16 protein-coding genes are annotated in these 14,359 nt (G+C 73.2%); 13 read left to right on the forward strand and 3 right to left on the reverse strand.

Going from position 1 to position 14,359, the window contains the following annotated elements; translation table 11 throughout:
* The first annotated feature begins 23 nt into the window (after positions 1–23).
* From MLV88_RS07440 to MLV88_RS07460, 5 genes are all read left to right on the forward strand, one after another.
* Positions 24–830, forward strand: a complete 807-nt coding sequence (locus MLV88_RS07440) for a prohibitin family protein (RefSeq protein WP_242339228.1) — start codon at positions 24–26, stop codon at positions 828–830.
* Between the two features lie 204 nt (positions 831–1,034).
* Positions 1,035–1,991 (forward strand): CsgG/HfaB family protein, encoded by a 957-nt coding sequence (locus tag MLV88_RS07445; protein ID WP_242339226.1) that lies wholly within the window; start codon positions 1,035–1,037, stop codon positions 1,989–1,991.
* An 8-nt stretch (positions 1,992–1,999) separates the two neighbouring features.
* Positions 2,000–2,296 (forward strand): hypothetical protein, encoded by a 297-nt coding sequence (locus tag MLV88_RS07450; RefSeq protein WP_242339224.1) that lies wholly within the window; start codon positions 2,000–2,002, stop codon positions 2,294–2,296.
* A 2-nt stretch (positions 2,297–2,298) separates the two neighbouring features.
* The gene (locus tag MLV88_RS07455; protein ID WP_242339222.1) at positions 2,299–2,706 is read left to right on the forward strand and encodes a DUF4810 domain-containing protein; all 408 of its coding nucleotides are present in this window, start codon (positions 2,299–2,301) and stop codon (positions 2,704–2,706) included.
* Position 2,707: 1 nt separating this feature from the next.
* Positions 2,708–3,364, forward strand: coding sequence for a DUF799 domain-containing protein (locus MLV88_RS07460; RefSeq protein ID WP_242339220.1), 657 nt, complete (start codon positions 2,708–2,710; stop codon positions 3,362–3,364).
* Between the two features lie 67 nt (positions 3,365–3,431).
* On the opposite strand, the gene MLV88_RS07465 is transcribed toward MLV88_RS07460, so the two are convergent.
* Together MLV88_RS07465 and MLV88_RS07470 are read right to left on the reverse strand one after the other, a co-directional pair.
* Positions 3,432–4,568 carry a glycoside hydrolase 5 family protein gene (locus MLV88_RS07465; RefSeq protein WP_242339218.1) on the reverse strand — a complete coding sequence of 379 codons (1,137 nt, stop codon included), beginning with the start codon at positions 4,566–4,568 and terminating at the stop codon, positions 3,432–3,434.
* A gap of 14 nt (positions 4,569–4,582) precedes the next feature.
* Positions 4,583–4,858: a hypothetical protein gene (locus tag MLV88_RS07470; RefSeq protein WP_242339216.1), complete on the reverse strand. Its 276-nt coding sequence runs from the start codon at positions 4,856–4,858 to the stop codon at positions 4,583–4,585.
* Positions 4,859–4,986: 128 nt separating this feature from the next.
* Here MLV88_RS07470 and MLV88_RS07475 point away from each other — a divergent pair, with 128 nt between their 5' ends.
* From MLV88_RS07475 to MLV88_RS07510, 8 genes are read left to right on the forward strand one after another with little or no spacing between them, the layout of a single operon-like run.
* Positions 4,987–6,516 carry a menaquinone biosynthesis decarboxylase gene (locus MLV88_RS07475; RefSeq protein WP_242339214.1) on the forward strand — a complete coding sequence of 510 codons (1,530 nt, stop codon included), beginning with the start codon at positions 4,987–4,989 and terminating at the stop codon, positions 6,514–6,516.
* Positions 6,513–7,214, forward strand: coding sequence for a ubiquinone/menaquinone biosynthesis methyltransferase (locus MLV88_RS07480; RefSeq protein ID WP_242339212.1), 702 nt, complete (start codon positions 6,513–6,515; stop codon positions 7,212–7,214). The genes MLV88_RS07475 and MLV88_RS07480 overlap by 4 nt, the downstream gene beginning before the upstream one ends.
* Positions 7,211–7,801, forward strand: coding sequence for a UbiX family flavin prenyltransferase (locus tag MLV88_RS07485; protein ID WP_242339209.1), 591 nt, complete (start codon positions 7,211–7,213; stop codon positions 7,799–7,801). Before MLV88_RS07480 ends, MLV88_RS07485 begins: the two co-directional genes overlap by 4 nt.
* The gene (gene mqnE / locus MLV88_RS07490; RefSeq protein ID WP_242353265.1) at positions 7,802–9,025 is read left to right on the forward strand and encodes an aminofutalosine synthase MqnE; all 1,224 of its coding nucleotides are present in this window, start codon (positions 7,802–7,804) and stop codon (positions 9,023–9,025) included.
* 8 nt (positions 9,026–9,033) lie between these two features.
* On the forward strand, positions 9,034–10,911 hold the full coding sequence (mqnC, locus tag MLV88_RS07495; protein ID WP_242353263.1) for a cyclic dehypoxanthinyl futalosine synthase: 1,878 nt from the start codon (positions 9,034–9,036) through the stop codon (positions 10,909–10,911).
* Positions 10,908–12,134 (forward strand): amidohydrolase family protein, encoded by a 1,227-nt coding sequence (locus MLV88_RS07500; RefSeq protein WP_242353252.1) that lies wholly within the window; start codon positions 10,908–10,910, stop codon positions 12,132–12,134. Before mqnC ends, MLV88_RS07500 begins: the two co-directional genes overlap by 4 nt.
* A complete protein-coding gene (locus MLV88_RS07505; protein WP_242353249.1) occupies positions 12,131–13,036 on the forward strand; it encodes a 4-hydroxybenzoate octaprenyltransferase in 906 nt (301 codons plus the stop codon). The genes MLV88_RS07500 and MLV88_RS07505 overlap by 4 nt, the downstream gene beginning before the upstream one ends.
* 11 nt (positions 13,037–13,047) lie before the next feature.
* Positions 13,048–13,623, forward strand: coding sequence for a GbsR/MarR family transcriptional regulator (locus MLV88_RS07510; protein WP_242353247.1), 576 nt, complete (start codon positions 13,048–13,050; stop codon positions 13,621–13,623).
* Positions 13,624–13,635: 12 nt separating this feature from the next.
* On the opposite strand, the gene MLV88_RS24030 is transcribed toward MLV88_RS07510, so the two are convergent.
* Positions 13,636–14,337 carry a sensor histidine kinase gene (locus MLV88_RS24030; RefSeq protein ID WP_308197548.1) on the reverse strand — a complete coding sequence of 234 codons (702 nt, stop codon included), beginning with the start codon at positions 14,335–14,337 and terminating at the stop codon, positions 13,636–13,638.
* Positions 14,338–14,359: the final 22 nt, after the last annotated feature.

Below are 14,359 nucleotides of genomic sequence, written 5' to 3' on the forward strand. Positions count from 1 at the left end.
CTACCCGCCAGCCAGGAGATCCCATGCGCCAGGTCGTCCGTACGCTGCTCTACGTCTCGCTCGCCGTCGCGCCCTTCCTCGAGGCCTGCCGCTGCCCGACGGTCGACTCCGGCCACCGCGGGATCGTCTTCAAGACGCTCGGGGGCGGCACGAGCCGGGAGGTGCTCGACGAGGGCATGCACGTGATGCCGCTGTGGAACAGCGTCATCCCCTACGACACGCGCGTGCACGAGATGAAGGAGCAGCTCTCGGTGCTCTCCTCGAACGGCCTGCCGCTGCGCGTGGACGCGAGCGTCCGCTTCCGCCCGATGCTGCAGGAGCTGTACGAGCTCCAGACCCAGATCGGCCCGGACTACGACTCGAAGCTCATCGCGCCCATCGTCCGCTCCGAGGCGCGCAAGGTCTTCGGCCGCTACCAGCCGGAGGAGATCTACTCCACGAAGCGCGAGGAGATCGAGCAGCAGATCTACGCCGAGGTGACGAAGGCGCTCCAGGGGAAGCACGTCGTGGTCGAGGCGGTGCTCGTCCGCGACGTCGAGCTGCCCGACGCGATCAAGACCGCCATCTCCGACAAGCTCGCCGAGGAGCAGCGCGCGCAGAAGATGAAGTTCACGCTCGATCGCGAGCGCCAGGAGGCGCAGCGCAAGCAGATCGAGGCGGAGGGCATCCTCAAGTACCAGAACATCGTGCGCCAGGGCCTCACGCCGGAGTACCTGCAGTTCAAGGGGATCGAGGCCACCGAGCGGCTCGCGGCGAGCCCGAACGCCAAGGTCGTGATCGTGGGCAGCCCGAAGAGCGGCCTGCCCCTCATCTTCCAGGGCGACAAGTAGCGGCGCGGGGCGCTACCCCCCCACGCGTCGTTCCGGCCGCGGGCGAGCTCCGCTCGCGAGCGGCCGCGTGCGCCGCGCGCGCACACCCACCTCACCCACGGTCACGGGACACCACCCGGCGTGGAGTTCTCGCCCGGTGATGGGCCCTCCGTGAGAGACTGCGCGTCCGTGCTCGCCCGCGCCTCTGCGCGGTGGAGGGGAACGATGAGAAGGATCGGGATCGCCGCCGGCGCCGCCCTGCTGTTGCAGGCCTGCGCGACGGTGTCGGAGAAGCCCGCGCCGGCCGAGTCGCCGGTGCCGAAGGCGGCGCAGCTGTCCGCGCAGGAGGCGCGCCGGGCGCCCGCTGCCAAGCGCTACAAGATGAAGCTCGCGATCGCGCGCTTCTCGAACGAGACGAACTACGGGCGGTCGCTGCTGAACGACGCCGATCTCGACCGGATCGGCAAGCAGGCCTCCGACATGCTCGCCTCCCGGCTCATCATGTCCGGGAACTTCGTCGTCCTGGAGCGCCCGGATCTCCAGAAGCTCGAGCGCGAGCAGCAGCTCTCCGGCGGAAAGCTCGTCGGGGCCGACACGGTGATCACCGGCTCGGTCACCGAGTTCGGCCGCTCGGTCGGCGGGAAGAGCGGGTTCTTGAGCAGCACCAAGGTCCAGCTCGCGCACGCCAAGGTCGACGTCCGCCTCGTGGACGTGAAGACCGGCCACGCCTACTTCTCCGCGATCGGGGCCGGCGAGGCGAGCACCGAGTCGGGCGAGATCGCCGGGTTCGGCAGCCACTCCGAGTACGACGCCACGCTCAACGACCGCGCCATCGCCGCGGCCATCTCCGACGTCATCGATCGCCTGGCGGCCACGCTCGCCGATCGCCCCTGGCGCACGGACATCCTCGAGGTGCAGGGCGCGCAGCTGTTCATCACCGGCGGCAAGCACCAGGGCCTCCGCGAGGGCGACACCCTCGCGGTCATGGAGGCGGGCGCGACGGTGAAGAGCAAGCAGACCGGCTTCGAGGTGACGCTCCCGCCGAAGCAGGTCGCCACGCTGCGGGTGGTGAGCCTGTTCGGCGACAGCGAGACGAACGAGGGCGCCGCCTGCGAGGTGCTCAGCGGCCGGGTCGAGCCCGCCGCGCTCGCGAAGCTGTTCGTGACGGAGCCGAAGTCGTGAGGTGCGCCATGACGGGGAAGATCCTCATGCTGGCGATGCTCGCGCTCGCCTGCGCGATGCCGCAGACGGTGGTTCGCACGCCCGACACGCGCCCCAGCCTCGCCGTGGCAGGCGCGCCCGCGGGCGCCGTCCTGTTCGTCGACGGCGAGCCGGCGGGCGCGGCGAGCGCGTACGACGGCCACCCGAACGTGCTGCTCGTCGAGCCGGGCTCGCACGAGGTGGACGTGCGCGACGGCGCCGGGAACGTGCTGCACCGCCAGAAGGTGTTCGTGGAGAGCGAGCTCAAGACCATCCAGGTGCACTGACGATGAACCGGACGACCCTGCTCCTCTCCTCCGTCGCGCTCCTCGCCGTCCTCCAGGGCTGCGCCCGGCACCAGACGATGTACGCCTGGGGCGACTACGACGAGGCGCTGTACGTGCACTACAAGAACCCCCAGGAGCGCGAGCGCTTCGTGGCGAGCCTCGACGCCGTGATCCGCGACGCCACCCAGCGCGGCGAGAAGGTGCCCCCCGGCTGCCTCGCCGAGTACGGCTGGGCGCTCATGGAGGAGGGGCGCCACGACGACGCCATCGCCTACTTCCAGCGAGAGCGCGACCAGTGGCCCGAGTCGCGGGTCCTCATGGACAAGATGATCCGCAACGCGCAGCAGAAGCGCGCCACGAACCCGTCCACGCCGGCGAAGGGTCCCGCGGGCGCGCTGAAGAGGAGCTGACATGTCCCGGCACGCCCGCGTCGCCGTCGCAGCCGCGATCCTCGCGCTCCTCTCCGCCTGCGCCACCGCTCCGCGCAAGGACTACTCGAAGTTCGTCGCGGCGCAGCCGCGCGCGATCCTCATCGTCCCGGTGGTCAACAAGAGCGTGAACGTGGACGCCGCGGACTACTTCCTCTCCACGCTGCCCATCCCGGTGGCGGAGCGGGGCTACTACGTCTTCCCGGTGAACCTCGTGAAGCGCCTCCTCGAGGACGACGGGCTCGCCGACGCCGCGCTCGTGCACGGCGCCGATCCCGGACGGCTCTGCGCGCTCTTCGGCGCCGACGCGGTGCTGTACGTCTCCATCGAGAAGTGGGAGGCGAAGTACCTCGTCGTCACGACGCAGGTGAACGTCGAGTTCGAGTACGTCCTCAAGGACGGCAAGACCGGCGAGACGCTCTGGACGGACCACGAGGCGATGGCCTATCAGCCGGACTCGAACGGCGGCGGGATCATCGGCGCGATGGTGGCCGCCGCGGTGACGAAGGCCTCACCGAACTACATGCCGCTCGCGCGCCAGGCGAACTGGAAGGCGCTGTCCTTCCCCGGCCCCGGCTTCCCCGCCGGGCCCTACCGGCCCGAGTACGGCAAGGACCTCGTCGCCGACACGCGGCTCTGATCGCGGGAGGGCGCACCGGCGGGCAGGCGGGCGCCCAGGGTGCGTGCGATCCTGCGTGAACCGACGGTCAAGGCAGCGCAGCGGCGTCGCGCACGAGGTCCGCGTAGCGGTTCACCGGATCGGCGGGGTCGGTGCCGTCCCGCCAGCGGAACGTGTACGGGTCCCACCCGTCCGGCCGCGCGTCGTAGGCGAACAGCCAGGGCGCGACGCCCGCGCCGCCCGCCCGGCGGATGCAGCGGAACCAGCCGCGGTAGATCGCGCGGCGATCTTCGAGCGGCAGCCCGTCGTTGCGGAGCCCCAGCTCGCCGACCAGGAGCGGCTTCCCGAGCCGGCGCGCGGTCGCGATCCGCTCGGAGAGGAACCCCGCGCCGAAGAACGCCGCGAAGTCCGCCGGGACGCCCCACGCCTCCGGGTAGAGGTGCACGCTCGCGTAGTCGACGTACGGCGACGCGGTGAGGAGCGCGAACTCCTCGCCGTCGAGCCCCTCCTCGCCTGAGCCCACGAGGTGGCCGGGCGCGCGCGCCTTCACGAGCGCGGCGACCTCGTCCACCCAGGCGCGGAGGGCCTCCCGCGAGACGCCCTCCGCGCGGGGCTCGTTCACGAGCTCCCAGGCGAGCACGGCGGGGTGGTCGCCCCAGCGGATGCCGTCGACCGTGCTCACCCGGTCGAGGAGCGCCGCCACGTGCGCGCGGAAGTGCTCGACCACCGCGCGCTCCGTGAAGAAGCGCGGATCGCCCTCGCGCGGCGCGGGGAGCCCCGCCCACGCGACGTACTGGCGCTGGCCGCCGTAGTCGTCCCAGCGGTTCGCGAGCGGCAGGACGAGCCGGAGCCCGTGGGCGCGCGCGCGGGCGAGGACGAGGTCGAGGCCGCGCAGGGCGAGCTCGTCGTAGACGAGCGGCGCCGTCTGCATCGCCGCGTCGCCCGCGCCGTCGTTGAACGCGTTCGTGCGCACCGCGCGCACCCCGAGCGCGGCCGCCTTCGCGAGCGTCTCCTCGACGGCCGCGGCCTCCACCTCCCCGCGGCGGAGCGCGCGCGTCGCCTCCTCCTGGAGGTAGTACGCGTTCAGCGCGACGAGGTGGCCGTCCACGCCGGGCAGGGCGGACGGCGGCCCCTCCTCGCACGCGGCGGCCTCCTCCTCCAGATCCGGCCCGGCGTCACAGGCGGTCACGCCGAGCAAGATGAGGGCGAGGAGCGCCGCGCGCATGGGCGCCGGCCCACTCAGGCATTGCGCCACGCGCGCTCGGCGCGAAGCACGAGCGCGCCGAGCGGCACGTCGAACGGCCAGGAGTCCGCGATCATCCGGCCGAGGCCCTCCTCGCGATCGCGCTTCGGCGGGAGGGCGCCCGCCTCGAGGGAGGTCAGGTAGGACCGGAGCGTGTCCCGGCAGGCGCCGAGCTGGGTCGGGCAGAGCTGGTACTTCGGGGCCGCGAGCTCCGCCTCGATCTCGGCGAGCGCGCTGGCGACGAGGGTGCGGGCCTGGTTCCGGCGGTCCATCGGGCCCGCGTTGTATCCGACCTTCGCGCCGGGGGAAACCGTCGCGCCGCGGGGCCCGCCGCGCGCGGGGCCTTTCCGTTCAACGAACATTGAAACCCGGCGGCGCCACTGGTACAGATCGCCGCGCCATGGCCTACCGCTCCTTGCGGGAGTTCCTCGATCGGCTCGAGTCGGCGGGCGAGCTCGTCCGCGTGAAGGAGCCGGTCGACCCCGTGCTCGAGATGGCCGCGCTGGCGGACCGCGCGGCGAAGCAGGGTGGACCGGCGCTCCTCTTCGAGAACTTGAAGGGGCGGGCGCCCGGCGGGTTCCCGGTCGCGATGAACCTGTTCGGGACGCGCCGCCGCACGAGCTGGGCGCTCTCCTCCGAGGACTTCGAGGAGCACGCCCGGGAGCTGCGCGCGCTCTTGCACCTCGCCCCGCCGCAGTCGCTCTGGGACAAGCTCAAGATGCTCCCGAAGCTCGGGAAGCTCGCGACGATGACGCCGAAGCACGTCTCGTCCGCGGCGAGCCAGGAGGTCGTCGTCCGCGAGCCCGATCTCGGGAGCCTGCCGGTGCTCACCACCTGGCCGCACGACGGGGGGCCGTTCATCACGCTCCCGCAGGTCATCACGCGCGACCCGGAGACCGGCATCCGCAACGTCGGGATGTACCGGCTGCAGGTGCTCGGGCCGAGGCGGCTCGCCATGCACTGGCAGCTCCACAAGACCGCGACCGCGCACTACCGCGCCTACCAGAAGCGCGGCGAGCGGATGCCCGTCGCCATCGCGCTCGGCGGCGATCCCGCCCTCACCTACTGCGCGTCCGCGCCGCTGCCCCCGAACGTCGACGAGTACCTGTTCGCCGGGTTCCTGCGCGGCGAGGCGGTGCGCATGGCGAAGGGCGTCGCGGTGGACCTCGACGTGCCGGCCGACGCGGACCTCGTCATCGAGGGCTTCGTGGACACCGCCGCGCCGCTCGTGCGCGAGGGACCCTTCGGCGATCACACCGGCTTCTACTCGCTCGCCGACGACTACCCCGCGCTCGACGTCGTCGCGGTGACGCACCGGCGCGACGCCGTCTACCCGGCCACCGTGGTGGGCCCGCCGCCGGTCGAGGACCAGTGGCTCGGCAAGGCGACGGAACGGATGTTCCTGCCCATGCTGCAGATGATCTTCCCGGAGATCGTCGACATGGCGATGCCGGTGGAGGGCGTGTTCCACAACCTCTGCCTCGTCTCCATCAAGAAGGACCACCCCGGCCAGGCGAAGAAGGTCATCCACGGCCTGTGGGGCTCCGGCCAGATGGCGCAGACGAAGACGCTCGTGGTGTTCGACGAGGACGTGGACGTGCAGGACGTCTCCCAGGCCGCGTGGCGCGCCTTCGCGAACGTGGACGTGAAGCGCGACCTCGTCATCGCCGACGGGCCGGTGGACGTGCTCGACCACGCCGCCGCGCACTTCGCCTTCGGCGGCAAGATCGGCGTGGACGCGACGCGCAAGTGGGCCGAGGAGGGCGGGCGCGAGTGGCCGGAGGTCTGCGTCCACCCGCCCGAGGTGGTCGCGCGCATGGACGCGCTCTACGAGCGCCTCGTCCCGGGCGCACCGAAGCCGCGCCGCCCCCGCATCGCGGCGCCGCCCGCGGCCTCGTGGACTCCCCGGCGCGGAGGGATCCTCCAGTGACCGTCCCGCTCCCCGGCGAGGCGCAGCGCGGCTCCGCGGTGCGGGCGATGTTCGACCGCATCGCCCCCCGCTACGACCTGCTCAACCGCGTCATGACGCTGAAGGTCGATCAGGCCTGGCGGCGGCGGCTCCTCGCGGACCTCGCGCCGCGGGACGGCGAGGCGCTGCTCGACCTGTGCGCCGGCACCATGGACGTCGCCGCGCTCGCCCGCGGGCGCGCGCCGGGGCTGCGCATCGTCGGCGCCGACTTCTCGTTCCAGATGCTGGCGCGCGGCGTCGAGAAGACCGGGCTGCCGGCCTCCCAGGCGGACGCGATGGCGCTGCCGTTCCGCGGGGCGCGCTTCGACCTCGCCACCGTGACCTTCGGGATGCGGAACCTGGAGCGCTACGAGACGGGGCTCGCCGAGCTCGCGCGCGTGCTGAAGCCCGGGGGCCGGCTCGGCGTGCTCGAGTTCTTCCGGCCGGAGTCCAAAGGCTCGCGGTTCGTGCACGGCGCGTACAACCGGCTCGCGCTGCCCATCCTGGGCCGGATCCTCTCGCCCGATCCGGAGGCGTACCGCTACCTCGTCGCCTCCATGGAGCGCTTCGCCTCGCGCCCGGAGTTCGAGGAGGCGGCCCGGCGGGCGGGGTTCCGGGAGGTGCGCGGCGAGACGCTCTTCCCGGGCGTGTGCGGCCTCGTGACGGCGGTGCGCGCGTGAAGCTCGTCGTCGCCGTCTCCGGCGCGTCCGGCGCGCCCTACGCGAAGCGGCTACTCGACTTCGTCGCCGCGAACGGCGAGAAGCACGGCGTCTCGCTGGACCTCGTCTTCACGCAGACCGGCAAGCAGGTCTGGAAGCAGGAGATCGGCTCCGAGCCGCGCTACCCGTTCCGGGTCTGGAAGAACCAGGACTTCACCGCGCCGTTCGCCTCCGGCTCGGCGCAGTACGACGGCATGGTCGTCGTCCCGTGCTCGTCGGGGGCCCTCGCGCGGATCGCGCACGGCATCTCGGTCGACCTCGTCGGCCGCGCCGGTGACGTGATGCTGAAGGAGGGGAAGAAGCTCGTGCTCGTGCTGCGCGAGACGCCCCTCTCGCTCGTCCACGCCCGGGCCATCACCCAGGTCATCGAGGCGGGCGCCGTCGTGCTGCCCGCCTCGCCGTCGTTCTACTCCGGGCCGAAGACCATCGAGGCGCTCGTCGACACGGTCGTGTCGCGCGTGCTCGACCGGCTCGGCCTGCCGAACGAGCTCATGAAGCGCTGGGAGGGGCTCGTGCCCCGCGCCCCCGAGCCGGTGGAGGAACCCTAGATGATCTCGACCCTCGCGCACCGCGCCCTCGAGCGCGACGGCCTCGGCCCCATCCGCGACAAGGTCCTCTCCGGCGAGCGGCTCTCCGACGCCGACGCGCTGCGCCTCCTCGAGGCGACCGACCTCGCCGCGGTGGGCGCGCTCGCGAACCACGTCCGCGAGGCGCGCCACGGCGACCTCACCTTCTACAACCGCAACGTCCACCTGAACCCGACCAACGTCTGCGTCGCGACCTGCAAGTTCTGCTCGTTCGCGCGCAAGGACGATCAGGTGGCGTCCGAGGGCTACACGATGAGCCTCGACGACGCGGTCGCGAAGGTGCTCGCGCGCCGCGGTCTCGGGATCACCGAGGTCCACATCGTCTCCGGCCTCCACCCCGAGCTCCCCTGGGACTACTACCCGGAGCTCCTGCGCCGGATCCGCGCCGCCTGGCCCGAGCTCGCCATCAAGGCGTTCACCGCCATCGAGATCCACTTCTTCGCGGAGAAGTTCGGGAAGAGCTACGAGCAGGTGCTCCGCGAGCTGCACGCGGCGGGCATGGACACGATGCCCGGCGGCGGCGCCGAGATCTTCGCGAAGCGCGTGCGCCGCAAGATCTGCGACGACAAGGCGACCGCCGAGCAGTGGCTCGAGATCCACCGCACCGCGCACCGGCTCGGCCTCAAGACGAACGCGACCATGCTCTACGGCCACATCGAGCGGCTCGACGAGCGCGTCGATCACATGCGGCTCCTGCGCGAGCTACAGGACGAGACGGGCGGGTTCCAGGTCTTCATCCCGCTCGCGTTCCACCCCGAGCACAACATGATCGGCAAGGCGTTCCCCAAGCCGACCGGCTACGACGCGCTGCGCACGCTGGCGGTGGCGCGTCTCTACCTCGACAACTTCGACCACGTGAAGGCGTACTGGGTGTCGCTCGGCGAGCGGCTCGCCCAGACGTCGCTCGCGTTCGGCGTGGACGACGTGGACGGCACCGTGCTCGAGGAGCGCATCTACCACATGGCCGGCTCGACCGTGCCGCAGGCGCTCTCGGAGCGGACGCTGCACGACCTCATCCGCGCCGCGGGCCGGGTGCCGGCGGAGCGCGACAGCCTCTACCGCGTGCTGAAGGTGCATCTTCCTGCCGGGGGGGCCGAGATGCCGGTCCCCCCGGACCCCTCGCACGCTCCGGTCCAGCCTCAGCCGGCTGGACCTCCGCTCGCCGCCGCCGCCCGCCGAGTCTAGGACCCGCCATGCCGAAGCTCCGCGCCGCCGCCGTCTCCTTCCTGAACGCCCACCCGCTCACCGTCGGGCTCGAGGGCTCCGAGCGGATCGAGCTCGTCCTCGCCGAGCCGTCGCGCTGCGCCGCGATGCTGGAGGCCGGCGAGGTGGATCTCGCGCTCGTCTCGGTCGCCGCGCTCACCAAGGGCGAGTACGAGATCGTGCCCGGCATCGCCATCGGCGCGGACGGGCCGGTGCAGACGGTGGTCCTCGCCGGCGAGCAGTCGCCCGCGATCTGGGACGAGGTGTTCCTCGACACCGCCTCGCGCACCTCGCACGTGCTCGCCAAGATCGTCCTCGACGAGATGGGCGTTCACCCGACGTTCACGCCGATGCAGGCCGACGAGGGGCTCGCGCGCGCCAAGGGCCGGAAGGGCGCGCTCGTCATCGGCGACCGCGGCTTCGGGGTGCGCGCGAACCACATCGTCGATCTCGGGCGAGAGTGGACGCACCTCACGGGCCTGCCCATGATCTTCGCGCTCTGGGCGGCGCGGCCGGGCCGCGTCTCGCCGGAGGACGTGCAGGAGCTGACGCGCGCCGCGCAGCACGGCCTCGGCGTCCGGACCGAGCTCGCCCAGCGCTTCGCCGCGCAGAAGGGCGGCGATCCGGAGCGCTACCGCCGCTACCTCACCCAGCGGATCCGCTACGGGCTCGGGCCGCACGAGCTCGACGGCCTGGAGGCGTTCCTCGCCCGAGCGGCCGAGAAGGGCTTCCTGCCGCCGATGAAGCTCCGCTTCGTCGACGACGTGGTCCGCACGGCGCGCACCCGGCGGGTGGTCTCGCTCGACACCGCGCTGCAGAAGGGCGCCGACGGCGAGCGGCTCGACGCCGACGAGGCGGAGCTGCTCGACGAGAAGGCCCCCCTCCTCGAGCTCGGCCTCGCCGCCGACGCGCGCCGCCGCGCGCTGCACCCGGACGGCGCCGTCACCTACATCGTCTCGCGCAACGTGAACTACACGAACGTCTGCACGACGGCGTGCCACTTCTGCGCGTTCTACCGGCCGCGCGGCCACAAGGACGCGTACGTCCTCGACCGCGACGAGCTGACCCGCAAGATCGACGAGACGGTGGCGCTCGACGGCATCGAGATCCTCCTCCAGGGCGGCCTGCACCCGGACCTCGGCGTGGAGTGGTACGAGGAGCTGTTCCGCTGGGTGAAGGAAAAGTGGCCGGTGATCAACCTGCACGCGCTCTCGCCCGAGGAGATCTGGCACATCGCCCGCACGAGCGACCTGCCCCTCGACGAGACGATCCAGCGGCTCATCGCGGCCGGGCTCGACTCGATCCCCGGCGGAGGCGCCGAGATCCTCGACGACGAGGTGCGCCGCCGGATCGCGCCGCTCAAGTGCTCGACCGACGAGTGGCTCTCCGTCATGAAGGCCGCCCACGTGAAGGGGCTGCGCAGCACGGCCACCATGATGTTCGGCGTCGGCGAGGAGGCGCGCCACCGGGTGGCGCACCTCGCGCGGCTGCGCGAGCTGCAGGACGAGACGGGGGGCTTCACCGCCTTCATCTGCTGGCCGTTCCAGTCGGCGAACACGCGGCTCACCGCGTCCGACACGAGCGCGCAGGCCTACCTGCGGGTGAACGCGGTCTCGCGGCTCGTCCTCGACAACGTGCCGAACCTGCAGGCCTCCTGGGTCACCATGGGCGGCGGGGTGGCCCAGGCCTCCCTGCACATGGGCTGCAACGACTTCGGCTCGGTGATGATCGAGGAGAACGTGGTCTCGGCGGCGGGCACGACCTTCAGCATGGACTCGGAGGAGGTCGAGCGGCACATCCGCGACGCGGGCTTCCGCGCCGTGCGGCGGAACATGAAGTACGAGCGGCTGGGGGATCGGATCGCGTGACCCCGCGCGTCTACAGCGCGCCCTGGGTGCTCGCCGGGCGGGCGGCCGCGGGCGCTACCCCCGCCGCCCTCCGCGACGGCGCCGTCGCCCTCGAGGGCGATCGCGTCCTCGCCGCCGGACCGCGCGCCGCGGTCGAGGAGCGCTTCGGCGCGGGCGAGCGGCTCGACGCGGTGATCCTCCCCGCGCTCGTGAACGCGCACCTCCACCTCGAGCTCTCGCACATGGCCGGGCGGGTCGCCGGCGGCGAGGGGCTCCCCGCCTGGATCCACCTCTTCATCTCCGCCCGCGCGCTCCCGCGCCCCGAGGAGGAGGCGGCGCAGGCGATGATCATGTCCGCCGAGGACATGGTCCGCGCCGGCGTCGCGGCGGTGGGGGACGTCTCGAACACGCTCGGCTCGGTCGCGCCGCTCGCCGCGGCCGGGTTCTCCGGCACCGTCTACCAGGAGGTGTTCGGGGTGACGCCCGCGCGCATCGAGGCGGCGCTCGCGAGCGCCCGCGCCGCGCGCGCGGCCTGCCCGCCCGCGCCCGGCCTGCGCATCGCGCTCTCGCCCCACGCGGTCTACTCCACCCACGGCGCGACCCTCGGGCAGCTCCTCGCCGCCGGCCCCGCCTCCATCCACCTCGCCGAGGATCCCGCCGAGCGCGCGCTGTGCGCGACCGGCACCGGCGACTTCGCCCGCATGTTCAGCTCGCTCGGCGCGGCCCGCTCGCTCCGGCCCCGCGCGCGCTCGGCCGTGGCGTTCGTCGCCGAGCACCTCGCGCCCCACCACCTCGCGGTCCACTGCGTGGACGTGGACGAGGACGACGTCGCCCTCCTCGCCCGCACCGGCGCGACGGTGGTCCTCTGCCCGCGCTCGAACCGCTTCATCGTCGGGAAGCTCCCGCCCGTGGCGGCGCTCCTCGCCGCGGGCGTGCCGCTCGCGGTGGGCACCGACTCGCTCGCCTCCTGCCCCTCGCTCTCCCCGCTCGCGGACCTCGCCCTGCTCCGCCGCGAGCTCCCGGAGATCCCGGCGGCGACGCTCCTCCGGCTCGCGTGGAACGGGCCGGCGGTCGGCGCCCCCCACGTCGGCGCGCTCGCGCCGGGCGCGGCGCCGGGCGTCCTCGCCGCTCCGCTCGAGGGCGCGCGCGTGGAGGACCCCTTCGACTTCGTCGTCTCGGCGTTCGGCGCGGAGGAGCGCCCGTTCACCTGGCTCGCGCGCCCGCGCGCGGAGGCCCTCGCATGACCTCTCCCACCCCGGCCCGCGCCGCCCCTGCGGCGCCCGGCGGGACCGTCGCCGCGCTCGCGCGGATGGTGAAGCTCAGCCACTCGCTCTTCGCGCTGCCGTTCGTGGCGGCCGCGGTGGTGCTCGTCTCGCGCGAGGCGCGGCTCGAGCCCGTGCGGCTCGCGCTCGTGGCGCTCGCCGTCGTCGCGGCGCGCACCGCCGCGATGGCGATGAACCGCATCGCCGACCGCGCCTTCGACGCGCGGAACCCGCGCACCGCGCGGCGCGAGCTCGTGACGGGCGAGGTGTCTCCGGGGGCGGCCATCGCGCTCCTCGCCGGGAGCGGCGCGACCTTCGTCGCCGCGGCGGCGCTCATCGCGCCCATCTGCGGCTGGCTCGCCCTGCCGGTGCTGGCGATCCTGCTCGGCTACTCGTACGCGAAGCGCTTCACCTGGGCCTGCCACCTCTGGCTGGGCGTCGCGCAGGCGCTCGCGCCCATCGGCGTCGCCATCGCCCTCACCGGCGCGGCGCCCGCCTCGGCGATCGCGCTCGGCCTCGGGGTCGGGGCCTGGATCGCCGGCTTCGACGTCTTCTACTCGCTGCAGGACATGGACTACGACCGCGGCGCGGGGCTCCGCTCCATCCCGGCGCGCTTCGGCGTGCGCGGCGCGCTCGCCTGGGCCCGCGGGCTCCACGTCCTCGCCATCGCCTGCGTCGCCCTCGCGGGCGTGCTCGGCGGCCGGGGCGCGGGCTGGTTCGCCGGGACGGTGGTGCTCGCCGCGGTGGTCGCGGCCGAGCACGTCCACGTGGCGCCGCGCGGGCAGCTCCGGCCGGAGCGGATCAACGTCGCGTTCTTCAACTACAACGCCTTCGCGTCGATCGCCTTCGCGCTCGCCGCGCTCGTGGATCTCGCCCTCGCCTGACGCCTCCGCCCATGACCGCGACCGCGTCCCACCCGCCCGCCACCTCCCACGCCCTCACGCGCTCCGACCTCGCCGTCGCCGACGCGGTCGGAGCGCTCATGGAGCTGTGGGGGTTCCGGCGGCAGCTCGGGCGGGTGTGGGCGGTGCTGTTCCTCTCCGAGCGCCCGCTGGCGGCGCCGGAGCTGTGCGACCGGCTGCACATCTCGACCGGGCTCCTCTCCATGAGCCTCGCCGAGCTGCGCCACTGGGGCGTGGTGCGCACGGTGACGATCCCGGGCGACCGCAAGGAGCACTTCGAGGCGGAGACGAACGTCTGGCGGCTCGTCGCGAACGTGCTGCGCGCGAGAGAGAAGCGCGCGGTGGAGGAGGCGCTCGCGACGTTCGAGCGGGTGCTCCACGAGCTGCGCGCCGCCATGGCGGACGTGGACCCCGGCGTGAAGGCCGCGGCGCGCTTCAAGGTGCGGAGGCTCGAGCACCTCGCGGACCTGTGCCGCGCGGCGCTGAACGTGCTGAAGCTCCTCGTGGACAGCGCCCGCGTCGACGCGGGTCCCCTCAAGGCCATCAGCGACGCGCTCGGGCGGCGCTGAGCGCGGCGACTCTCAGGATCTCGAGGGCGCAGTCCCCGCCAGATCCGCCAGCGGCAGCTCGACGTGGAAGGTGGACCCCTGCCGCGGCCGGCTCTCCACGCGGATGGCGCCGCCGCCGGCCTCGATGATCTCCCGGGCGACCCACAGGCCGAGCCCGAGCCCTCCGTAGTGCCGCGCGCTCACCGCGCGCTCGAAGGGCTCGAAGATTCGAACCTGGTCCTCCGGGGCGATCCCGATGCCGCGATCGGCCACGGTGAGCACCGCGACGCCGTCGCGGCGCTCGAGCGCGAGCGCGATGGGGCTCCCCGCGCCGTACTTCATCGCGTTGGCGAGCAGGTTCGTGATCACCTGCTCCACCCGGAGCCTGTCGCCGAGGGCGGCGATCCCGGGCGCGACGGCCACCTCGAGCGGGCAGCGTGCGCGGTCGGCGGCCTCGGCGAGCCGCGCGGCGACCTGCGTGACGCTCTCCGTCAGATCGAAGCGCTTCCGCTCCAGGTCGAGCTTCCCGGTCGCGATGTGCGAGACGTCGAGGAGCGTGCCGACGAGCGAGCCGAGCCGCTCGACGCTCGCGGCGCTGGCCGCGACGCGCTGCATGACGCCCGCGAGCTCGGGCGACACTCGCTCCCTGCGGAGGAGCCGGTGCGCCTGCTGGATCTGGAGGAGCGCCGCGGTCACGGGCGTCTTGAGCTCGTGGCTCGCCACGGAGAGGAACACGTCCCGGGCGCGGATCGCCTCG

The organism is Anaeromyxobacter soli (genome assembly GCF_022808855.1).
GTDB lineage: Bacteria > Myxococcota > Myxococcia > Myxococcales > Anaeromyxobacteraceae > Anaeromyxobacter > Anaeromyxobacter soli.

Bases quoted from the DNA above. Each gene is read 5' to 3' on its own strand.
- MLV88_RS07440 (WP_242339228.1), top strand. From the start codon at position 24: ATGCGCCAGGTCGTCCGTACGCTGCTCTACGTCTCGCTCGCCGTCGCG.
- MLV88_RS07455 (WP_242339222.1), top strand. From the start codon at position 2,299: ATGAACCGGACGACCCTGCTCCTCTCCTCCGTCGCGCTCCTCGCCGTC.
- MLV88_RS07445 (WP_242339226.1), top strand. From the start codon at position 1,035: ATGAGAAGGATCGGGATCGCCGCCGGCGCCGCCCTGCTGTTGCAGGCC.
- mqnC (WP_242353263.1), top strand. From the start codon at position 9,034: ATGCCGAAGCTCCGCGCCGCCGCCGTCTCCTTCCTGAACGCCCACCCG.
- MLV88_RS07470 (WP_242339216.1), bottom strand. From the start codon at position 4,858: ATGGACCGCCGGAACCAGGCCCGCACCCTCGTCGCCAGCGCGCTCGCC.
- mqnE (WP_242353265.1), top strand. From the start codon at position 7,802: ATGATCTCGACCCTCGCGCACCGCGCCCTCGAGCGCGACGGCCTCGGC.
- MLV88_RS07450 (WP_242339224.1), top strand. From the start codon at position 2,000: ATGACGGGGAAGATCCTCATGCTGGCGATGCTCGCGCTCGCCTGCGCG.
- MLV88_RS07475 (WP_242339214.1), top strand. From the start codon at position 4,987: ATGGCCTACCGCTCCTTGCGGGAGTTCCTCGATCGGCTCGAGTCGGCG.
- MLV88_RS07505 (WP_242353249.1), top strand. From the start codon at position 12,131: ATGACCTCTCCCACCCCGGCCCGCGCCGCCCCTGCGGCGCCCGGCGGG.
- MLV88_RS07465 (WP_242339218.1), bottom strand. From the start codon at position 4,568: ATGCGCGCGGCGCTCCTCGCCCTCATCTTGCTCGGCGTGACCGCCTGT.
- MLV88_RS07460 (WP_242339220.1), top strand. From the start codon at position 2,708: ATGTCCCGGCACGCCCGCGTCGCCGTCGCAGCCGCGATCCTCGCGCTC.
- MLV88_RS07510 (WP_242353247.1), top strand. From the start codon at position 13,048: ATGACCGCGACCGCGTCCCACCCGCCCGCCACCTCCCACGCCCTCACG.